Here is a 16,554-nt window from a genome sequence, read left to right as displayed (position 1 = left end):
CGGCATTTGTTCGAGCGGATCAAGCACGCGCCACGGCGCATGTTCGACAAAAGTTTTAGGGCGACAAATTGACACGCCGCCTACAAGGCTTTTACCCTAGCGAACAGCGATTGTAAATTGGTATTACCAATTACCCAAGAACGCTGATCAGTGCCTGACCAACAACAATTAGGGGCCACCCCATATGCAAACCTGGCAACAGCTCTATACCCCGCTCGGCAGCCTCGGCTTTTCCGCGCTCGCGGCCGTAATCCCCATCGTGTTTTTCTTCCTGGCACTGGCCGTGTTCCGGCTAAAAGGGCACGTGGCCGGCAGCATTACGCTGGCGCTGTCCATCGCCGTGGCCATCTTCGCCTTCCAGATGCCGGTCGACATGGCGTTCGCCGCCGCCGGGTACGGCTTCGCTTACGGCCTGTGGCCGATTGCGTGGATCATCGTCGCCGCCGTGTTCCTCTACAAGCTGACGGTCAAGAGCGGTCAGTTCGAAGTGATTCGCAGCTCCGTCCTGTCGATTACCGACGACCAGCGTTTGCAGGTGTTGCTGATCGGCTTCTGCTTCGGTGCATTCCTTGAAGGTGCAGCCGGTTTCGGTGCGCCGGTAGCGATTACCGCCGCACTGCTCGTAGGACTTGGCTTCAACCCACTGTACGCAGCGGGCCTGTGCCTGATTGCCAACACCGCGCCAGTGGCGTTCGGTGCACTGGGGATTCCGATCATCGTGGCCGGCCAAGTGACCGGTATCGACGCGTTCAAGATCGGCGCCATGACCGGCCGCCAACTGCCGCTGCTGTCGCTGTTCGTGCCGTTCTGGCTGGTGTTCATGATGGACGGCCTGCGCGGCGTTCGTGAGACCTGGCCTGCTGCGCTGGTGGCCGGCTTGAGCTTCGCCATCACCCAATACTTCACGTCGAACTTCATCGGCCCTGAACTGCCGGACATCACCTCGGCCCTGGCCAGCCTGATTTCCCTGACGCTGTTCCTGAAAGTCTGGCAGCCAAAACGCGCCGCCGGCCAACACATCGCCGGTGCCGTCTCGGCCTCGGTGGTAACTGCCAGCGCCGGTGGTTTCGGCCAGCCGCGCACCAGCGTGGCGTCGCCTTACAGCCTGTTCGAAATCATCAAAGCCTGGTCGCCGTTCCTGATTCTCACGGTGCTGGTCACCATCTGGACCCTGAAACCGTTCAAAGCCATGTTCGCTGCCGGCGGTTCGATGTACAGCTGGGTGTTCAACTTCGCCATCCCGCACCTGGACCAGATGGTGATCAAGGTCGCACCGATCGTGACCGCGCCGACCGCCATCCCGGCGGTGTTCAAACTCGATCCTATTTCCGCGACCGGCACGGCGATTTTCTTCTCCGCACTGATCTCGATGCTGGTGCTGAAGATCAATATCAAAACTGGTCTGACCACTTTGAAAGAGACCTTCTACGAACTGCGCTGGCCGATTCTGTCCATCGGCATGGTCTTGGCATTTGCCTTCGTCACCAACTACTCGGGCATGTCTTCGACCATGGCGCTGGTATTGGCTGGCACCGGCGCGGCATTCCCATTCTTCTCGCCGTTCCTCGGCTGGCTGGGCGTGTTCCTGACCGGTTCCGACACGTCGTCCAACGCGCTGTTCAGTTCGTTGCAAGCGACCACCGCACACCAGATCGGCGTCAGCGATGTGCTGCTGGTAGCGGCAAACACCAGTGGCGGTGTGACCGGCAAGATGATCTCGCCGCAATCGATCGCCGTGGCCTGCGCCGCGACCGGCCTGGTGGGCAAGGAATCGGATCTGTTCCGCTTCACCCTCAAGCACAGCCTGTTCTTTGCAACGATCGTCGGCCTGATCACCTACGTCCAGGCCTACTGGCTCACCGGCATGCTGGTGCACTAAGACCTACAAGCAGCATCGAAAAAACCGACGCCGGACCACGATTCCGGCGTCAGCTATTCACAACCCGGTCTGTAAGGCTGCTGAAAGCATCACTCACTATATTCAGCAGCCTCAGCGGACGGATAACCGGGCCCACCCGGAGACACGCCTGATGAGCGAGCTTTTTTACAACGCCGTGCCGAACGCGACCCGCGTCGCCCCGCCACTGCCAGAGCCTCGGCAATACCCCAGCGAAAAACCGAAACAGGTCTACCTGTTCGGGACCTGCGTGGTGGATTTGTTCTACCCCGAAGCCGGGATGGATGCGATTCACCTGCTGGAACGCGAAGGCATTCGTGTCGAGTACCCGCAAGGGCAAAGCTGCTGCGGGCAACCGGCCTACACCTCCGGTTACACCGATCAGGCCCGGACCGTGGCGCGCTCGCAACTGGCGCTGTTCGCCGGGGATTACCCGGTGGTGGTGCCGTCGGGATCGTGTGCCGGCATGCTGCGCGAGCACTATGCCGACTTGTTCAAGGACGAGCCGCAAACACTGAAACAGGTTCAGGAGCTGGCAGCCCGGACTTATGAGTTGGCCGAATTCCTGTTGTTCGTCTGCAAAGTGCAGCTCAAGGACAGCGGCGAACCGGTCAAAGTGGCGCTGCACACCTCGTGCTCGGCACGTCGCGAGATGAACACCCACTTGCACGGCCGCGAGTTGTTGGCGCAGCTGGGGAATGTGGAGCGAGTCGACCACAGCCATGAAAGTGAATGCTGTGGCTTCGGAGGGACTTTCAGCGTCCGTATGCCAGACATTTCCGGCGCGATGGTGGCTGACAAGACCCGTTCGTTGAAGGAGTCGGGCGCGCACCAGGTACTCAGTGCCGACTGCGGTTGTCTGATGAACATCAACGGTTCGCTGGAAAAACAGAAGGAAGCGTTGCGCGGCCAACATCTGGCCAGTTTCCTTTGGCAGCGAACCGGAGGTGTTCAATGAACGCTTCCGCGATTATTCCTACGGTTGCCGTAGAAGAAGATTTCCGCACCCGTGCGCACAACGCGTTGGGTGACAAGCAACTGCGAAACAACTTTCGCACTGCGATGGACTCACTGATGACAAAACGGGCAGCGTCCTTCAGCGATGCCCACGAAAGAGAACATTTGCGAGCGCTCGGCAATGCTGTCCGCGCCCGTGCGCTATCGAAGTTGCCCGACCTGCTCGAGCAACTTGAACAGAACCTGACCCGCAACGGTGTGACAGTGCACTGGGCGGAAACGGTGGACGAAGCCAATGGCATCGTCCTCTCGATCATCCGCGCTCACGAGGGGCGGCAAGTGATCAAGGGCAAATCGATGGTCAGTGAAGAAATGGAGATGAACCATTTCCTCGCTGATCGGGGCATTGAATGCCTGGAATCGGACATGGGCGAGTACATCGTCCAGCTCGACCACGAGAAGCCTTCACACATTATTATGCCGGCGATCCACAAGAATGCCGGTCAGGTCGCGTCCTTGTTCCACGACAAACTTGGCGTGGAGTACACCAAGGACGTTGACCAACTCATTCAGATCGGTCGCAAAGTCTTGCGTCAGAAATTCTTCGAAGCGGACATCGGCGTTTCCGGCGTCAACTTCGCCGTGGCCGAAACCGGCACCCTGCTGCTGGTTGAAAACGAAGGCAACGGGCGCATGACGACTACGGTGCCGCCGGTGCACATCGCCGTTACCGGCATCGAAAAAGTCGTGGAAAACCTGCGTGACGTGGTGCCGCTGTTGTCGCTGCTGACCCGCTCGGCCCTCGGCCAGCCGATCACCACCTACGTCAACATGATCTCCGGCCCGCGCAAGGCCCATGAACTCGACGGTCCGCAGGAAGTGCATCTGGTGCTGCTGGACAACGGTCGCAGCCAGGCCTTCGCCGACAGTGAATTGCGCCAGACCCTGAACTGCATTCGCTGCGGCGCCTGTATGAATCATTGCCCGGTCTACACTCGAATTGGCGGTCACGCCTATGGGGAGGTTTACCCTGGGCCTATCGGAAAAATCATCACCCCGCACATGGTCGGTCTGGCGAATGTTCCGGACCACCCGAGTGCCTCATCGTTGTGTGGTGCTTGCGGCGAAGTCTGCCCGGTAAAAATTCCTATCCCCGCATTGCTGCGTCGCCTACGGGAAGAGAACGTCAAAGCTCCGGACAGTCCGCATCAAGTGATGCGCGGCCAGGGCAGCAAGTACTCGCGCAAGGAGCGTTTTATCTGGAATGCCTGGGCGAAACTCAACAGCTCGCCAACGCTGTATCGGCTGTTCGGCTTTGTCGCCACGCGCCTGCGCGCCCTCGCACCGAGCAACGTCGGCCCGTGGACGCAGAACCACAGCGCCCCGAAACCCGCCGCGCGCTCACTGCACGACATGGCCCGCGAGCATCTGGCCAAACAGGGAGATCGCTGATGAGCGCCAAGCAAAATATCCTCGCCAAGTTACGGAAAAGTCTGACCGGCACCACGCCCGTGCCTGACGAGTTCGACGTCGAATTGGTAACAGCGCCCTACACCTACGCGCCCGAGCAACGCATCCCGCAGCTGCGCAAACTGATGGAAGCGGTGCACACGGAAATCCACCTGACGTCCGCCGAAGCCTGGCCCTCGTTGCTTGCTCAGTTGCTGCGGGATCGCCAATTGCCGAGCCTGTTGATCGCGCCGACGACGCCGCACGGTCAACGTGTCTCTCAGCACTGGGCGAATAATCCTGGTTTGCCGACGCTTAAGTCATACGACCGTCCGGTGGAAGAGTGGAAAGCCGAGTTGTTCAACGACACCCCGGCCAGCCTCACCACCACGCTCGGCGCAATCGCCGCCACAGGTAGTCTGATTCTCTGGCCGACGCGGGAAGAACCACGCCTCATGAGCCTGGTGCCGCCGGTGCATTTCGCCCTGCTCAAGGCCAGTGAAATCCGCAACAACTTTTATCAGGTGCAGCAGGAGTTCAACTGGGCGCAAGGCATGCCGACCAACGCGCTGTTAGTGTCCGGCCCTTCGAAAACGGCCGACATCGAGCAAGTCCTGGCTTACGGTGCCCACGGCCCGAAAGATCTGGTGGTATTGATCCTGGAGGACCAATGACTCTACCCGCGGCTTTCCTGCGAGATGCGCAGCAATTGATCCCCCAAGAACGACGGTTCGATGACCCGCTGTCGACGTTGGCGTTCGGCACCGATGCCAGTTTCTACCGGTTGATTCCGCAACTGGTGATCCGCGTCGAGTCTGAAGATGAAGTGGTGGCGCTGCTGAAACTGGCGCAACGGGATCAGGTTCCAGTGACCTTCCGCGCCGCCGGCACCAGCCTGTCCGGCCAGGCCATCAGCGATTCGGTGCTGATCGTGCTTGGGGATAACTGGAACGGGCGCGAAATCCGCGGGCAAGGCACGCAAATCCGTTTGCAGCCCGGCGTCATCGGCGCGCAGGCAAACGCATGGCTGGCGCCGTTCGGACGCAAGATCGGGCCCGACCCGGCCTCGATCAACGCCTGCAAAATCGGCGGTATCGTCGCCAACAACGCCAGCGGCATGTGCTGCGGCACGGCGCAAAACACCTATCACACACTGGCAGGTATTCGCCTGGTGCTCGCCGACGGCAGCCGTCTCGACACCGAAGACGCGGCAAGTGTCGCGGCGTTTCGTGAAAGCCACGCAGCGTTGCTTGAGCGTTTAGCAACACTGGGCCGCGAGACCCGCGACAATTCCGAATTAGCCGCAAAAATCCGCCACAAATACCGTCTGAAAAATACCACCGGCCTGTCACTCAATGCCTTGGTGGATTACGACGAGCCTGTGGATATCTTGAGCCACTTGCTCGTAGGTTCGGAAGGCACGCTCGGCTTCATCAGCGCGGTGACCTACGACACGGTGATCGACCATCCGAACAAGGCCTCGGCGCTGATCGTGTTCCCGGACGTGGAAACCTGCTGCAACGCCGTCACCGTGCTGAAAAGCCAACCGGTGTCCGCCGTGGAACTGCTCGACCGTCGCAGCCTGCGCTCAGTGCAGAACAAACCCGGTATGCCGGATTTCGTACAGCATCTGTCGAACAATGCCTGCGCCCTGCTGATCGAATCCCGCGCCGCGTCGTCGACTTTGCTGCACGAGCAACTGGCGCACATCATGGCGTCGCTGACGTCGTTCCCGGTGGAAAAACAGGTCGATTTCACCGAAGACCCGATCGAAAACGCCCGCCTCTGGGCCATTCGCAAGGACACCTTTCCTGCGGTCGGCGCGGTGCGTAAAACCGGCACTACGGTGATCATCGAAGACGTGACCTTCCCGGTGGAACAACTGGCCATCGGCGTGAATCGTCTGATCGAGTTGTTCGACAGGCATCACTACGACGAAGCGATCCTTTTCGGACACGCGCTGGAAGGTAATCTGCACTTTGTCTTCACCCAAGGCTTCAACAACCCGGAAGAAGTCGCACGCTACCAGGCGTTCATGGATGACGTGGCGCAGTTGGTCGCGGTGGAGTTCGGCGGTTCGCTGAAAGCCGAGCATGGCACCGGTCGCAACATGGCGCCGTTCGTTGAGCTGGAATGGGGCAGCGATGCCTACCAGTTGATGTGGCAGCTCAAACGCCTGCTCGACCCCAACGGCATTCTCAATCCGGACGTGGTGCTCAGCGACGATCCGCAGATCCACCTCAAACATCTGAAGCCGTTGCCGGCCGCCGACGAGATTGTGGATAAGTGCATCGAATGCGGCTTTTGTGAGCCGGTCTGCCCGTCGAAAGGCCTGACCCTGAGCCCGCGCCAGCGCATCGTGATCTGGCGAGACATTCAGGCAAAAAAACGCGCCGGCGTGGACACCACTGAACTCGAAGCCGCTTACGAATACCAAGGCATCGACACCTGCGCCGCGACCGGGTTGTGCGCACAACGTTGCCCTGTAGGAATCAACACCGGCGAGCTGGTGAAAAAGCTTCGCAGCCGTAACGCGACGCATACGAAAACCGCCAATTGGCTGGAAGGCAACTTCGCCACCGCACTGCAAGGCGCCCGTTTCACCCTGCACGTGGCCAACGGCGCGCGGATGCTGCTGGGGGCGCCACGTCTGGCGAAGCTTTCGGCAACGCTGACGAAGTTGTCCAAGGGCCAAGTCCCACAATGGACCAACGCCATGCCGCAGCCGGAAAAAGCCATTCGCTTCAGCCCGAGCGTGTCGGACGAGCGCCCTCGCGTGGTGTATCTGGCGGCTTGCGTGTCGCGGGTCATGGGCCCGGCAGCCGGTGATAAAGAACAAATGTCGCTGTACGACAAAACCCGCGGACTGCTGGAAAAAGCCGGTTACCAGGTCGTCTTTCCAGACAATCAGGACAGCCTCTGCTGCGGCCAGCCGTTCGCCTCCAAGGGCTACGCCGAACAAGCCGAGCACAAACGCCAGGAACTGATTGGCGCATTACTGCACGCCAGCCGTGGCGGGCTCGATCCGATCTACTGCGACACCAGCCCATGCACTCTGCGACTGGTTCAGGACCTGGGGGATGTTCGACTGGACCTGTACGACCCGGTGCGTTTCATCCGTACGCATTTGATGGATCGTCTTGACTTCACGCCGCAGGAAGCGCCCATCGCGGTGCACGTCACGTGCAGCACTCAGCATCTGGGGGAAAGCCAGGCGCTGATCGATCTTGCGCGTAAATGCAGCAAGAACGTGGTCATTCCCGAGGGCATTCACTGTTGCGGATTTGCCGGGGACAAGGGATTCACTACGCCGGAATTGAACGCTCATTCGTTAAGAACGCTCAAGGACGCGGTTCGGCAATGCAGTGAGGGGATTTCTACCAGCCGCACGTGTGAGATCGGTCTGACGCAACACGGCGGAATTGACTACCACGGGCTAGTCTATCTGGTGGATCGCGTTACCAAGGCCAGGGTGACCTGAAAGCAAGACCTCAAAGAAGGCGAATTTGTGCGCCTTTTTAATGCTTCTTGCCGGAATCGACAGCGCTATCGTAGAAAAATAGAACCCTGCCGTGTTGCCGCAGTCCACTGATCAAGTCCCGCAAACGTGGGACTTTCCCATACTCGGCAGCCCGTCCTGATGGTCAGCGATACCTGGACCTTCAGTTCAAGGAGATACTCATGAAACGTTCTGTACTGTTTGGTTTGTTCGTTACTGCCTCACTGATGGCGTCCCCCTCGTTTGCCGCTGATGACCTCTGTGCGAGCAATCTGAAGACCATTGAAAATGCCAAGGCACAGACTCCTCCGGAGATGGCTGATCAGGTAATGGACAGCGTCAAGAAAGCCCAAGCCCATCAGGCAAAAGGCACCAAGGAAGGGATTGATGATTGCATCGCCGAGACCGAACAGACTATCCAGCAAATCAAGAACGCGAACAAAGGCGGGAAGTAACCCGGCCCGACGTCACCCCATATGAAGCACATCAAAACCCGCCAAGTGCGGGTTTTGTTGCTGCAGGGGTTGGGTTCTATTAAAAAATTTTCCTATACCCTTTTTTGCGAAAACCGAATTCCTGCGCAGCGCCGTAGTCTTTTAAGTAGGCCTGATCAATCGTGGCTTATTTTCCGACCTCGGCCGAGCCGCACGCTCATACGGCAGCACCGAGACCATCAGTTCAAGGAGATATCCATGAAACGTACCGCACTCGCTGGTCTGTTCATTTCTGCTGCAATGTTGGCCTCTCCCGTCTTTGCTGCGGACAACAACCTTTGTACGAGCAAGCTGCAAGAGCTCAAAAGCAAAGTGAATTCACTGCCGGCGAGCTCCAGCAACACCGCAATGGAGGTCAAAAGACTGATGTCCAGCGCCGAAGCGTCCCAAGCTTCCGGGGACGACAAAAAATGCGTCACCGAGGCCACCCAGGCATCGGCACTCGCTGACAAACAGCGCAACGAATCCAACCCATAATTTGTGGTGGCCAACCTTCGGGTTGGCCTTCTGAGCTGCGTTGGCGTACACTGCGCAGGCTTGTTGCTCACTTTGATTCACAGAGCAACAGGCTCGGGGCCGTTTAGGATTCGACGCCGGTCGCGAAACTTTAGGTGCATGCCGAGTTGGTAACAGAACTCGTAAATCCACTGTTGCAACTTTCTATAGTTGCCAATGACGAAACCTACGGGGAATACGCTCTCGCTGCGTAAGCAGCCTTAGCCCTTCCCTCCTGGTACCTTCGGGTCCAGCAATCATCAGGGGATGTCTGTAAACCCAAAGTGATTGTCATATAGAACAGAATCGCCGTGCAGTACGTTGTGGACGAAGCGGCTAAAACTTACACAACTCGCCCAAAGCACCCTGCCCGTCGGGTCGCTGAGGGTTAACTTAATAGACACGGCTACGCATGTAGTACCGACAGCGGAGTACTGGCGGACGGGGGTTCAAATCCCCCCGGCTCCACCAAATAATCATTTAAAGACGTCTACGGACGTCTTTTTTTGTGCCTGAAATCCAGTGAATACAGGTGTTTCAGGCCTACCTGCACCGCATATCAAGTCGACTATCGGTTCCTGCTGCGCTCATAGGCTGCCAAGACAGTTCGCTCCGATTGGACCAGGTAGGCATCCAGCATAATAGTCGCCTCGTCTGAGCGGCCTTCCTCAACACATCGAAGTATCGAAGCATTCATATCGAGAAACGGCAAATGCAGGAATTGGGGATCGTTGAGCAGTCCAAAGGCCAGCCGCAATTCTGCCGATATCTGCCCATAAAAAACGAGCAGGCGCGGACTGTCGGCCAGTTCGACGATTGATTTGTGGAACATCATGTTGGCAGTGCCGACCGCTACCCAATCTTTCGCTTCGCGCGCGCGGACGCCTAATTCGACCGCCTCTTGCATGTGCAGGGTGCCTGGGTGTTGGGGGTAGCCTTGGGCGATCGCCTTGCATTCGATGAAACGGCGCACCCTGTAGATGTCGATAATCGACGACATGTCAGGCTCCGCAACTGTTACTCCACGGTTGGGTTCGTGTTTGAGCAACCCTTCACGCGTCAGGACTCTGAATGCCTCTCTCAAGGTGTTCCGCGAAATGTCCAGGTTTTCGGCCAGTGCGGCTTCTGAAAGGCGTTGGCCGGGCACGAGTTCACCCTCGACCAGCATTCTGCGTATTTCTTGGGTGATGGATTCTCCCAGTGTTCGAGGAAGAGCGGGAGAGGCGTCATTCATAAAAAATCCAAGGTGAGAAAAACCGCTCGATTATTCCATCAGAGCTTAGTGCATGGCACAAGGACGAAACGGGTAGCGCGCTTCATTAAGTAGCACTTTTATAGGGTGAGGTAACAATTTGGTGCCATTCGCTCAACCACAAGAACAGGATTGTTCAACAAAGAAGCGTTGATCCACCTACATTGCGCCAGGTTTGCTTGACTCTTGGCATGCTCATTGCTCTGTCAAGGTATCTCTCACCGTAGGAATGATGCCGTGGATGCCGTGACACAGACCACTCAAGAGTTTACAAAAGCGCGGCGCGCTTCTTTGATCGCCGCGATTTTCATGATGGCGACTTCTGCCATCGGTCCTGGATTCATCACCCAGACCGCCACGTTCACAGCCAAGATGGGGGCGGCATTTGCGTTCGGTATCCTGGCGTCGATTCTGATCGACTTCGTGGTTCAACTTAACGTATGGCGTATCGTCTCCCTGACCCGAATGCGTGCCGCAGATGTGGCCAACAAAGCGATTCCAGGCAGTGGTTACCTGCTAGCGGTGCTGGTGATCTTCGGCGGGCTGGTATTCAACGTCGGCAACATCGCCGGTGCCGGGCTGGGTCTGAACGCGCTGTTGGGGCTTGATGCAAAATGGGGCGGCAGTCTGAGCGCCCTGCTGGCCATCGGCATCTTCCTCTCCCACCGCGCCGGACTGGCGGTCGACCGGCTGATCGTCGTGCTGGGCCTGGTGATGATTGGCCTGACGCTGTTCGTAGCCTTCGCCTCCAACCCGCCATTGGGTGAAGCCCTCTACCAGACCGTACTTCCGGACCAGATCAACTTCGCCACCATTACCACCATTGTCGGAGGCACGGTGGGTGGTTACATCACCTATGCGGGGGCTCACAAACTGCTGGATCGCGGCACTACCGGGGTTGAAAATCTCCAGGCAGTGACCAAAGCAGCCCTGAGCGGCATCCTGGTCACCGGCCTCATGCGCTACATCCTGTTTCTCGCCATCCTCGGCGTTGTTGCCAGCGGCGTAATCATCGACACCTCGGGTCAGGGCGCCAATCCGGCCGCACAAGCCTTTCAGGCAGCGGCCGGGCAGATCGGCCTGCGCGTCTTCGGTCTCATCCTCTGGGCCGCCAGTATCACCAGCGTGATCGGCGCCGCTTACACCTCCATCTCCTTTATCACCGTGTTCAAGCCGAACATCACTGAGCAGGGGCGCAACCGCGCCACCACAGTGTTCATCGCCCTATCGCTGCTGATCTTTGTCCTGATGGGTACTGCTCCTGCCGCACTGCTGCTCTTCGCAGGCGGTTTCAACGGCCTGATATTGCCAATCGGCCTGAGCATCTTCATCTACGTCGGCTGGCGCCGATCCGACCTCATGGACGGTTACCATTACCCACGCTGGCTCCTGGTGCTGGGTGTCCTGACCTGCATGCTGACCTGGTACATGGCAATCAAATCCGTCGGGCCGATCTTTGCCTTCCTCAACGTCGTCTGAGCCTGATAACGAAAAAGGAGTCACGTGAATGCCAACGATAGATATCAATAGTGACCTGGGCGAAAGCTTCGGCGCCTGGAGCATGGGCGACGATGACGCGATGCTCGATATCGTGACCAGCGCCAATGTCGCCTGCGGTTTTCATGCCGGAGACCCGGCGGGCATCCTGCGGACACTGACAGCCGCAGCAGCCAAAAACGTCACCATTGGCGCCCATGTCGCGTACCCGGACAAAGTGGGCTTTGGCCGACGAAACATGGACCTGGCCAGCGATGAGCTGACTGCCGACGTGATCTACCAGATCGGCGCGCTGCAAAGCCTGGCCAAGGCCGCGGGCACCTCGGTGCGCTATGTGAAGCCCCACGGCGCCCTGTACAACACCATCGCCCACGACCGCCGCCAGGCGCTGGCGGTGATCGCCGCTATCCGCGCCATCGACCCCACGCTGATACTGGTGGCTTTGGCCGGCTCCGATCTGATTGAGTTGGCGCGTAACGAGGGCTTGCAGTGTGTCGCGGAGGCCTTCGCCGACCGTGCCTATACACCGCAAGGCACCCTGGTTTCACGACGCGAGCCGGGGGCCGTGCTGCACGATCCCCAGCTAGTGGCCCAACGCATGCTCCGCCTGGTCGAAGACGGCACCATCGAGGCCATTGATGGCAGTCGAACCCGAATCCAGGCTGACTCAATCTGTGTTCATGGCGACAGCCCCGCTGCCGTGGAAATGGCTCGCGAACTGCGCCGAGTCCTGGAGCACGCCAACCTGTCCCTGCGGCCTTTTGCTGGAGATCGTCCATGAATGCTCTCGCCCGCGCCCGCCAGGCGGCCATTGCCGCCGCCCAGGAAGCACGCAAAACCTACCGTGGCGGACTGGTAACCCCCACAGCCGGTATCGCCCCGGGCATGACCCAGGCCAACCTGATCGCCTTGCCGCGCGAATGGGCCTACGACTTTCTGCTATACGCCCAGCGCAATCCGAAAGCTTGCCCGGTCCTCGACGTCAGCGATGCGGGCAGTCCGAGAACAGTGCTGGCTGAAGGCGCAGACCTGCGTACCGATATCCCCCTGTATCGCATCTGGAGGGACGGAAAAATGGTCGAGGAAGTCAGCGACGCCACCCAAGCCTGGGCTGAGCACGACGATATGGTGGCGTTTTTGATTGGCTGCAGCTTCACCTTTGAAACCGCCTTGCAAGAAGCGGGCATCGAAGTGCGGCATATCGCAGATGGCTGTAACGTCCCCATGTACCGTACCAATCGCGCCTGCCGTCCGGCGGGACGCCTACAGGGAGAAATGGTCGTGTCCATGCGCCCGATCCCGCCCGATCGCGTGGCAGAGGCCAGTGGAATCTCCGGGCGCTATCCCTCCGTCCACGGCGCCCCGGTGCACATCGGTGAGCCTGCGCTGCTCGGCATACAGGACCTGAGCCGACCCGATTTTGGCGACGCCGTGCGCATTGAGCCTGGCGAGGTTCCAGTTTTCTGGGCCTGCGGTGTGACTCCACAGGCTGCGGTAGCGGCTTCGGGTGTGCCCTTTGCGATCACTCATGCGCCCGGCCACATGTTCATCACCGATGTGCCCGACAGCACTTACCACGTCTAGGAGTCTCCCGTGCGCTTTCTACCGGTCAACCTGGACGCCCTGCTCGTCGAATTGAAAGACCTCGACGAGACCCTGGCGCTGTTCGACGCCCTGATCGCGGAGCCTATTGCGGGCGTGGAAGAAATCATTCCTGCCGCACGAACCCTGCTGATCCAGTTCCGCCCCAGCGCGATTGCGCAGCAGACGCTCGTTAATTGTATCGCTGGCCAGGACCTGAGCCAGCGCCGCGCGATCGAACATCGCCGGGTGGAAATTCCGGTCCACTACAATGGTGAAGACCTCGACGAGGTCGCCACGCTGCTGGGGATCAGCCGCGCCGAGGTGGTCCGACGCCACACCGCCCATGACTACAGCGTGGCCTTTTGCGGATTCGCTCCGGGCTTCGCCTACCTCACCGGCGGTGCCGATTTCCAAGTGCCTCGCAGACAAACTCCACGCACCCGCATACCCGCAGGTGCGGTTGCTCTGGCGGGGGAATTCAGCGGTGTTTATCCGCAAGCCAGCCCCGGTGGTTGGCAGATCATCGGCGTAACGCCTTTGCAGATGTGGGACCTGAACCGCACTGAATCGGCCTTGCTGCGCCCGGGCTATAAAGTGCGGTTCACCGATGCTGGCCCGCTCCCGGCGGACGGCCTGCCCGCCCCCTCGGTACCGGCAAATGCCGCTACGCCCACCGGTGCCTATTTGGAAATCATGACCCCCGGTTTGCACAGCGTACTGCAGGATATGGGCCGTCCCGGCCAGACCGGCCAAGGCGTATCCCGTTCCGGCGCGCTGGACCTGGGCGCCCTGCGGGCAGCCAACCGCGCGGTCGGCAACCGCTCGGACATGGCCTGTGTGGAATCGGTACTCGGCGGCCTGAGCTTCGTTTGCCATGGCCGTGCCGTGATCGCCGTCACCGGTGCGCAAACCCCGGTCACAATCACCAACGCGAGTGGCCTGCAATGGCAGGCAAGCAACTACCAGCCCATCGAGCTGGATGAGGGTGACCGTGTCAGTCTGGGCTCACCTCTGGCGGGGCTGCGCAGCTACCTGGCGATTCGAGGCGGCTTTGAGGTCGCACCGGTGCTCGGCAGCCTGTCCACAGACACACTTGCCCAGGTTGGCCCCCCGGCGCTCGCCGTCGGCGACCGACTGGGCTTTACCACACTGACCACCGGCACCAGCGTATCGCTGAACGAAGCCCCGGCCTTTGAACTACCGACGGCGGCTAACATCGTCACCCTTGACGTGGTGATGGGGCCGCGCACCGACTGGTTTACCGAAGAAGCTATCCAGCGCCTGAGCAGCCAACTCTGGCGCGTCACCTCACAGTCCAACCGCGTCGGTATTCGTCTGGCCGGTGAAACCCCGCTGGAGCGCACCAACCACCAAGAGTTGCCCAGCGAAGGCACTTCCGTCGGAGCCATTCAGGTTCCGGCCAGCGGCCAACCGGTTCTGTTTCTCGCTGATCACCCGTTGACCGGAGGCTATCCGGTGATCGCCGCAGTCGCCAGCTACCATCTCGACCTGGCTGGCCAGATACCTGTCAACGCGCAGATCCGCTTCAACCCTTTGGACGGCTTCAAAGAGATTCAAGCCATTACGGAAGCCTCTTCTTCAACTGCCGATGTGAAAAAACTTCCATGAAAAAATTACTGATTGCCAACCGTGGTGAAATTGCCGTCCGCATCGCCCGCGCCTGCCGCGACTACGGCGTGCAGTCTGTCGCGGTCTATGCCGACGCGGACATCGACGCCCTGCATGTGCGCCAAGCCGACGAAGCCTACTCACTGAATGGCCAGCGCCCGACCGAGACTTACCTGGATATCGGCAAACTTATCGCCGTCGCCAAACGCAGCGGCGCCGATGCCGTGCACCCCGGTTATGGCTTTTTGTCTGAACGGGCCGACTTCGCCCGGGCGGTGATCGACGCGGGGTTGATCTGGGTCGGTCCCAACCCGGAGACCATCGACGTGCTCGGCGACAAGGTCGAGGCGCGGAAAATTGCCCAACTGGTCGGTGCACCTCTGGTGGCCGGTACGCCTGGCCCGGTCGAAAGCGCCGCCGAAGTACTGGCCTTTGCCGAACAGCATGGTCTGCCAATTGCCATCAAGGCGGCCTTTGGCGGCGGCGGACGCGGCATGAAAGTCGCCTGGCGCATGGATGAAGTGGCTGAATTGTTCGCCTCCGCCGTGCGCGAAGCGGAAGCGGCCTTTGGTCGTGGCGAATGCTATGTCGAACAGTTCCTCGACCGTCCTCGGCACATCGAAGCGCAGATCCTCGCCGACAAGCACGGCAAGGTCGTCGTCGTCGGCACGCGGGACTGCTCCTTGCAAAGGCGAAATCAGAAGCTGGTGGAGGAAGCGCCAGCGCCCTTTATCAGCGACGAACAACGCCAGCGTATTCATCAATCTGCTCAGGATATCTGCGCCAAAGCCGGCTATGTCGGTGCCGGCACGGTGGAGTTCCTGCTTAGCCAGGATGGCACCCTGTCGTTCCTTGAGGTCAATACCCGCTTGCAGGTCGAGCACCCGGTGACCGAAGAGACCACTGGGGTTGATCTGGTGATCGAACAACTACGGATCGCCGACGGTTTCCCGTTGTCCTTCAGTGAGACGCCGACCCCGCGTGGCCACAGCTTCGAATTTCGCATCAACGCAGAAGACCCGGGCAAGGGCTTCCTGCCCACCCCCGGTCAGATTACTGAATTCCTGCCACCGTCTGGCCCGGGTGTGCGTCTGGACAGCGGCGTGATAAGCGGCTCGCGAGTGCCCAGTACCTTCGATTCGATGATGGCCAAACTGATCGTCACCGGCGCCACCCGCGAACAGGCTATCGTCCGCGCCCGGCGCGCGCTGGCTGAGTTCAACATTGAGGGCATCGCCTCGGTGCTGCCGTTCCACCGAGCCGTGATGGACCATGACGACTTCACCGGTGCCGATAAATTCGCCGTGCACACGCGCTGGATCGAGACCGATTTCGCCGAACAGATCACTCTCGCCCCACGTGCCGTTGTATCGGCCGACCCTGGCATCCTGCGCACGTTTGTCGAGATCGACGGCAAGCGCCACGAACTCGGCCTTCCGGCTGCGCTGCTGCGAGGCGTCAGCCTGAACGCAGCGGACACCGTCAGCGAAAGCACGGCCCTCTCCGAGGTCACTGATCCGCAGGCGGTACTGACACCCGTAGCGGGGAATCTGCATACCTGGGTCGTCGAAGACGGCGAGTCGGTGAGCGTCGGGCAAGTGATCGCGGTTGTAGAAGCCATGAAAATGGAAACCTCGGTCCTGGCACCTTGTGAAGGTCAGGTGCAGATCGCCAAACAGGCCGGTGACTATTTTGAAGCCGGCTCCGTGATTGGCCGCATCAAGACCGTTAATTGATTTAAACACTCTTCTTTTCGCCGGTAGTACGCACAACGGGGTAATAACTCCGTTGCCGCGTGCTG

13 protein-coding genes and 1 other RNA gene are annotated in these 16,554 nt (G+C 59.7%); 13 read left to right on the top strand and 1 reads right to left on the bottom strand.

The features are described 5' to 3' along the window. The first annotated feature begins 184 nt into the window (after nt 1–184). From Q7W83_RS03730 to ssrA, 8 genes are all read left to right on the top strand, one after another. A complete protein-coding gene (locus Q7W83_RS03730) occupies nt 185–1,879 on the top strand; it encodes a lactate permease LctP family transporter (protein ID WP_150633553.1) in 1,695 nt (564 codons plus the stop codon). Nucleotides 1,880–2,030: 151 nt separating this feature from the next. Then, on the top strand, nt 2,031–2,855 hold the full coding sequence (locus Q7W83_RS03725) for a (Fe-S)-binding protein (RefSeq protein WP_473655690.1): 825 nt from the start codon (nt 2,031–2,033) through the stop codon (nt 2,853–2,855). Then, a complete protein-coding gene (locus Q7W83_RS03720; RefSeq protein ID WP_150633555.1) occupies nt 2,852–4,306 on the top strand; it encodes a LutB/LldF family L-lactate oxidation iron-sulfur protein in 1,455 nt (484 codons plus the stop codon). The genes Q7W83_RS03725 and Q7W83_RS03720 overlap by 4 nt, the downstream gene beginning before the upstream one ends. Continuing rightward, on the top strand, nt 4,306–4,977 hold the full coding sequence (locus Q7W83_RS03715; RefSeq protein ID WP_150654387.1) for a LutC/YkgG family protein: 672 nt from the start codon (nt 4,306–4,308) through the stop codon (nt 4,975–4,977). The genes Q7W83_RS03720 and Q7W83_RS03715 overlap by 1 nt, the downstream gene beginning before the upstream one ends. After that, complete coding sequence (locus Q7W83_RS03710; protein WP_150654386.1) at nt 4,974–7,784, top strand: FAD-binding and (Fe-S)-binding domain-containing protein; 2,811 nt, start codon at nt 4,974–4,976, stop codon at nt 7,782–7,784. Before Q7W83_RS03715 ends, Q7W83_RS03710 begins: the two co-directional genes overlap by 4 nt. Before the next feature lie 200 nt (nt 7,785–7,984). Next, nucleotides 7,985–8,257, top strand: coding sequence for a hypothetical protein (locus tag Q7W83_RS03705; protein ID WP_150633558.1), 273 nt, complete (start codon nt 7,985–7,987; stop codon nt 8,255–8,257). Between the two features lie 237 nt (nt 8,258–8,494). Then, nucleotides 8,495–8,773 carry a hypothetical protein gene (locus tag Q7W83_RS03700; protein WP_150633559.1) on the top strand — a complete coding sequence of 93 codons (279 nt, stop codon included), beginning with the start codon at nt 8,495–8,497 and terminating at the stop codon, nt 8,771–8,773. Between the two features lie 95 nt (nt 8,774–8,868). Further along, nucleotides 8,869–9,262: a transfer-messenger RNA gene (ssrA, locus tag Q7W83_RS03695) on the top strand. 97 nt (nt 9,263–9,359) lie between these two features. On the opposite strand, the gene Q7W83_RS03690 is transcribed toward ssrA, so the two are convergent. Next, nucleotides 9,360–10,025, bottom strand: coding sequence for a GntR family transcriptional regulator (locus Q7W83_RS03690; protein ID WP_080995107.1), 666 nt, complete (start codon nt 10,023–10,025; stop codon nt 9,360–9,362). Nucleotides 10,026–10,289: 264 nt separating this feature from the next. Here Q7W83_RS03690 and Q7W83_RS03685 point away from each other — a divergent pair, with 264 nt between their 5' ends. From Q7W83_RS03685 to Q7W83_RS03665, 5 genes are read left to right on the top strand one after another with little or no spacing between them, the layout of a single operon-like run. Beyond that, complete coding sequence (locus Q7W83_RS03685; protein ID WP_150634225.1) at nt 10,290–11,522, top strand: NRAMP family divalent metal transporter; 1,233 nt, start codon at nt 10,290–10,292, stop codon at nt 11,520–11,522. A 28-nt stretch (nt 11,523–11,550) separates the two neighbouring features. Continuing rightward, nucleotides 11,551–12,321: a LamB/YcsF family protein gene (locus tag Q7W83_RS03680; RefSeq protein ID WP_473655689.1), complete on the top strand. Its 771-nt coding sequence runs from the start codon at nt 11,551–11,553 to the stop codon at nt 12,319–12,321. Next, nucleotides 12,318–13,124: a putative hydro-lyase gene (locus Q7W83_RS03675; RefSeq protein WP_473655688.1), complete on the top strand. Its 807-nt coding sequence runs from the start codon at nt 12,318–12,320 to the stop codon at nt 13,122–13,124. Before Q7W83_RS03680 ends, Q7W83_RS03675 begins: the two co-directional genes overlap by 4 nt. Nucleotides 13,125–13,133: 9 nt before the next feature. After that, nucleotides 13,134–14,753, top strand: a complete 1,620-nt coding sequence (locus Q7W83_RS03670; protein WP_473655687.1) for a 5-oxoprolinase subunit B/C family protein — start codon at nt 13,134–13,136, stop codon at nt 14,751–14,753. Continuing rightward, complete coding sequence (locus Q7W83_RS03665; protein WP_473655686.1) at nt 14,750–16,489, top strand: acetyl/propionyl/methylcrotonyl-CoA carboxylase subunit alpha; 1,740 nt, start codon at nt 14,750–14,752, stop codon at nt 16,487–16,489. Before Q7W83_RS03670 ends, Q7W83_RS03665 begins: the two co-directional genes overlap by 4 nt. Nucleotides 16,490–16,554: the final 65 nt, after the last annotated feature.

Source organism: Pseudomonas sp. 300, assembly GCF_055803035.1.
Note: the sequence above shows the minus strand (reverse complement) of the source record. Positions and strands in the feature narration are given on the sequence as shown.

What these genes read in the sequence shown, in the direction of transcription:
- Q7W83_RS03730 (WP_150633553.1), top strand. Translation starts at nt 185, where the DNA reads ATGCAAACCTGGCAACAGCTCTATACCCCGCTCGGCAGCCTCGGCTTT.
- Q7W83_RS03725 (WP_473655690.1), top strand. Translation starts at nt 2,031, where the DNA reads ATGAGCGAGCTTTTTTACAACGCCGTGCCGAACGCGACCCGCGTCGCC.
- Q7W83_RS03720 (WP_150633555.1), top strand. Translation starts at nt 2,852, where the DNA reads ATGAACGCTTCCGCGATTATTCCTACGGTTGCCGTAGAAGAAGATTTC.
- Q7W83_RS03715 (WP_150654387.1), top strand. Translation starts at nt 4,306, where the DNA reads ATGAGCGCCAAGCAAAATATCCTCGCCAAGTTACGGAAAAGTCTGACC.
- Q7W83_RS03710 (WP_150654386.1), top strand. Translation starts at nt 4,974, where the DNA reads ATGACTCTACCCGCGGCTTTCCTGCGAGATGCGCAGCAATTGATCCCC.
- Q7W83_RS03705 (WP_150633558.1), top strand. Translation starts at nt 7,985, where the DNA reads ATGAAACGTTCTGTACTGTTTGGTTTGTTCGTTACTGCCTCACTGATG.
- Q7W83_RS03700 (WP_150633559.1), top strand. Translation starts at nt 8,495, where the DNA reads ATGAAACGTACCGCACTCGCTGGTCTGTTCATTTCTGCTGCAATGTTG.
- Q7W83_RS03690 (WP_080995107.1), bottom strand. Translation starts at nt 10,025, where the DNA reads ATGAATGACGCCTCTCCCGCTCTTCCTCGAACACTGGGAGAATCCATC.
- Q7W83_RS03680 (WP_473655689.1), top strand. Translation starts at nt 11,551, where the DNA reads ATGCCAACGATAGATATCAATAGTGACCTGGGCGAAAGCTTCGGCGCC.
- Q7W83_RS03675 (WP_473655688.1), top strand. Translation starts at nt 12,318, where the DNA reads ATGAATGCTCTCGCCCGCGCCCGCCAGGCGGCCATTGCCGCCGCCCAG.
- Q7W83_RS03665 (WP_473655686.1), top strand. Translation starts at nt 14,750, where the DNA reads ATGAAAAAATTACTGATTGCCAACCGTGGTGAAATTGCCGTCCGCATC.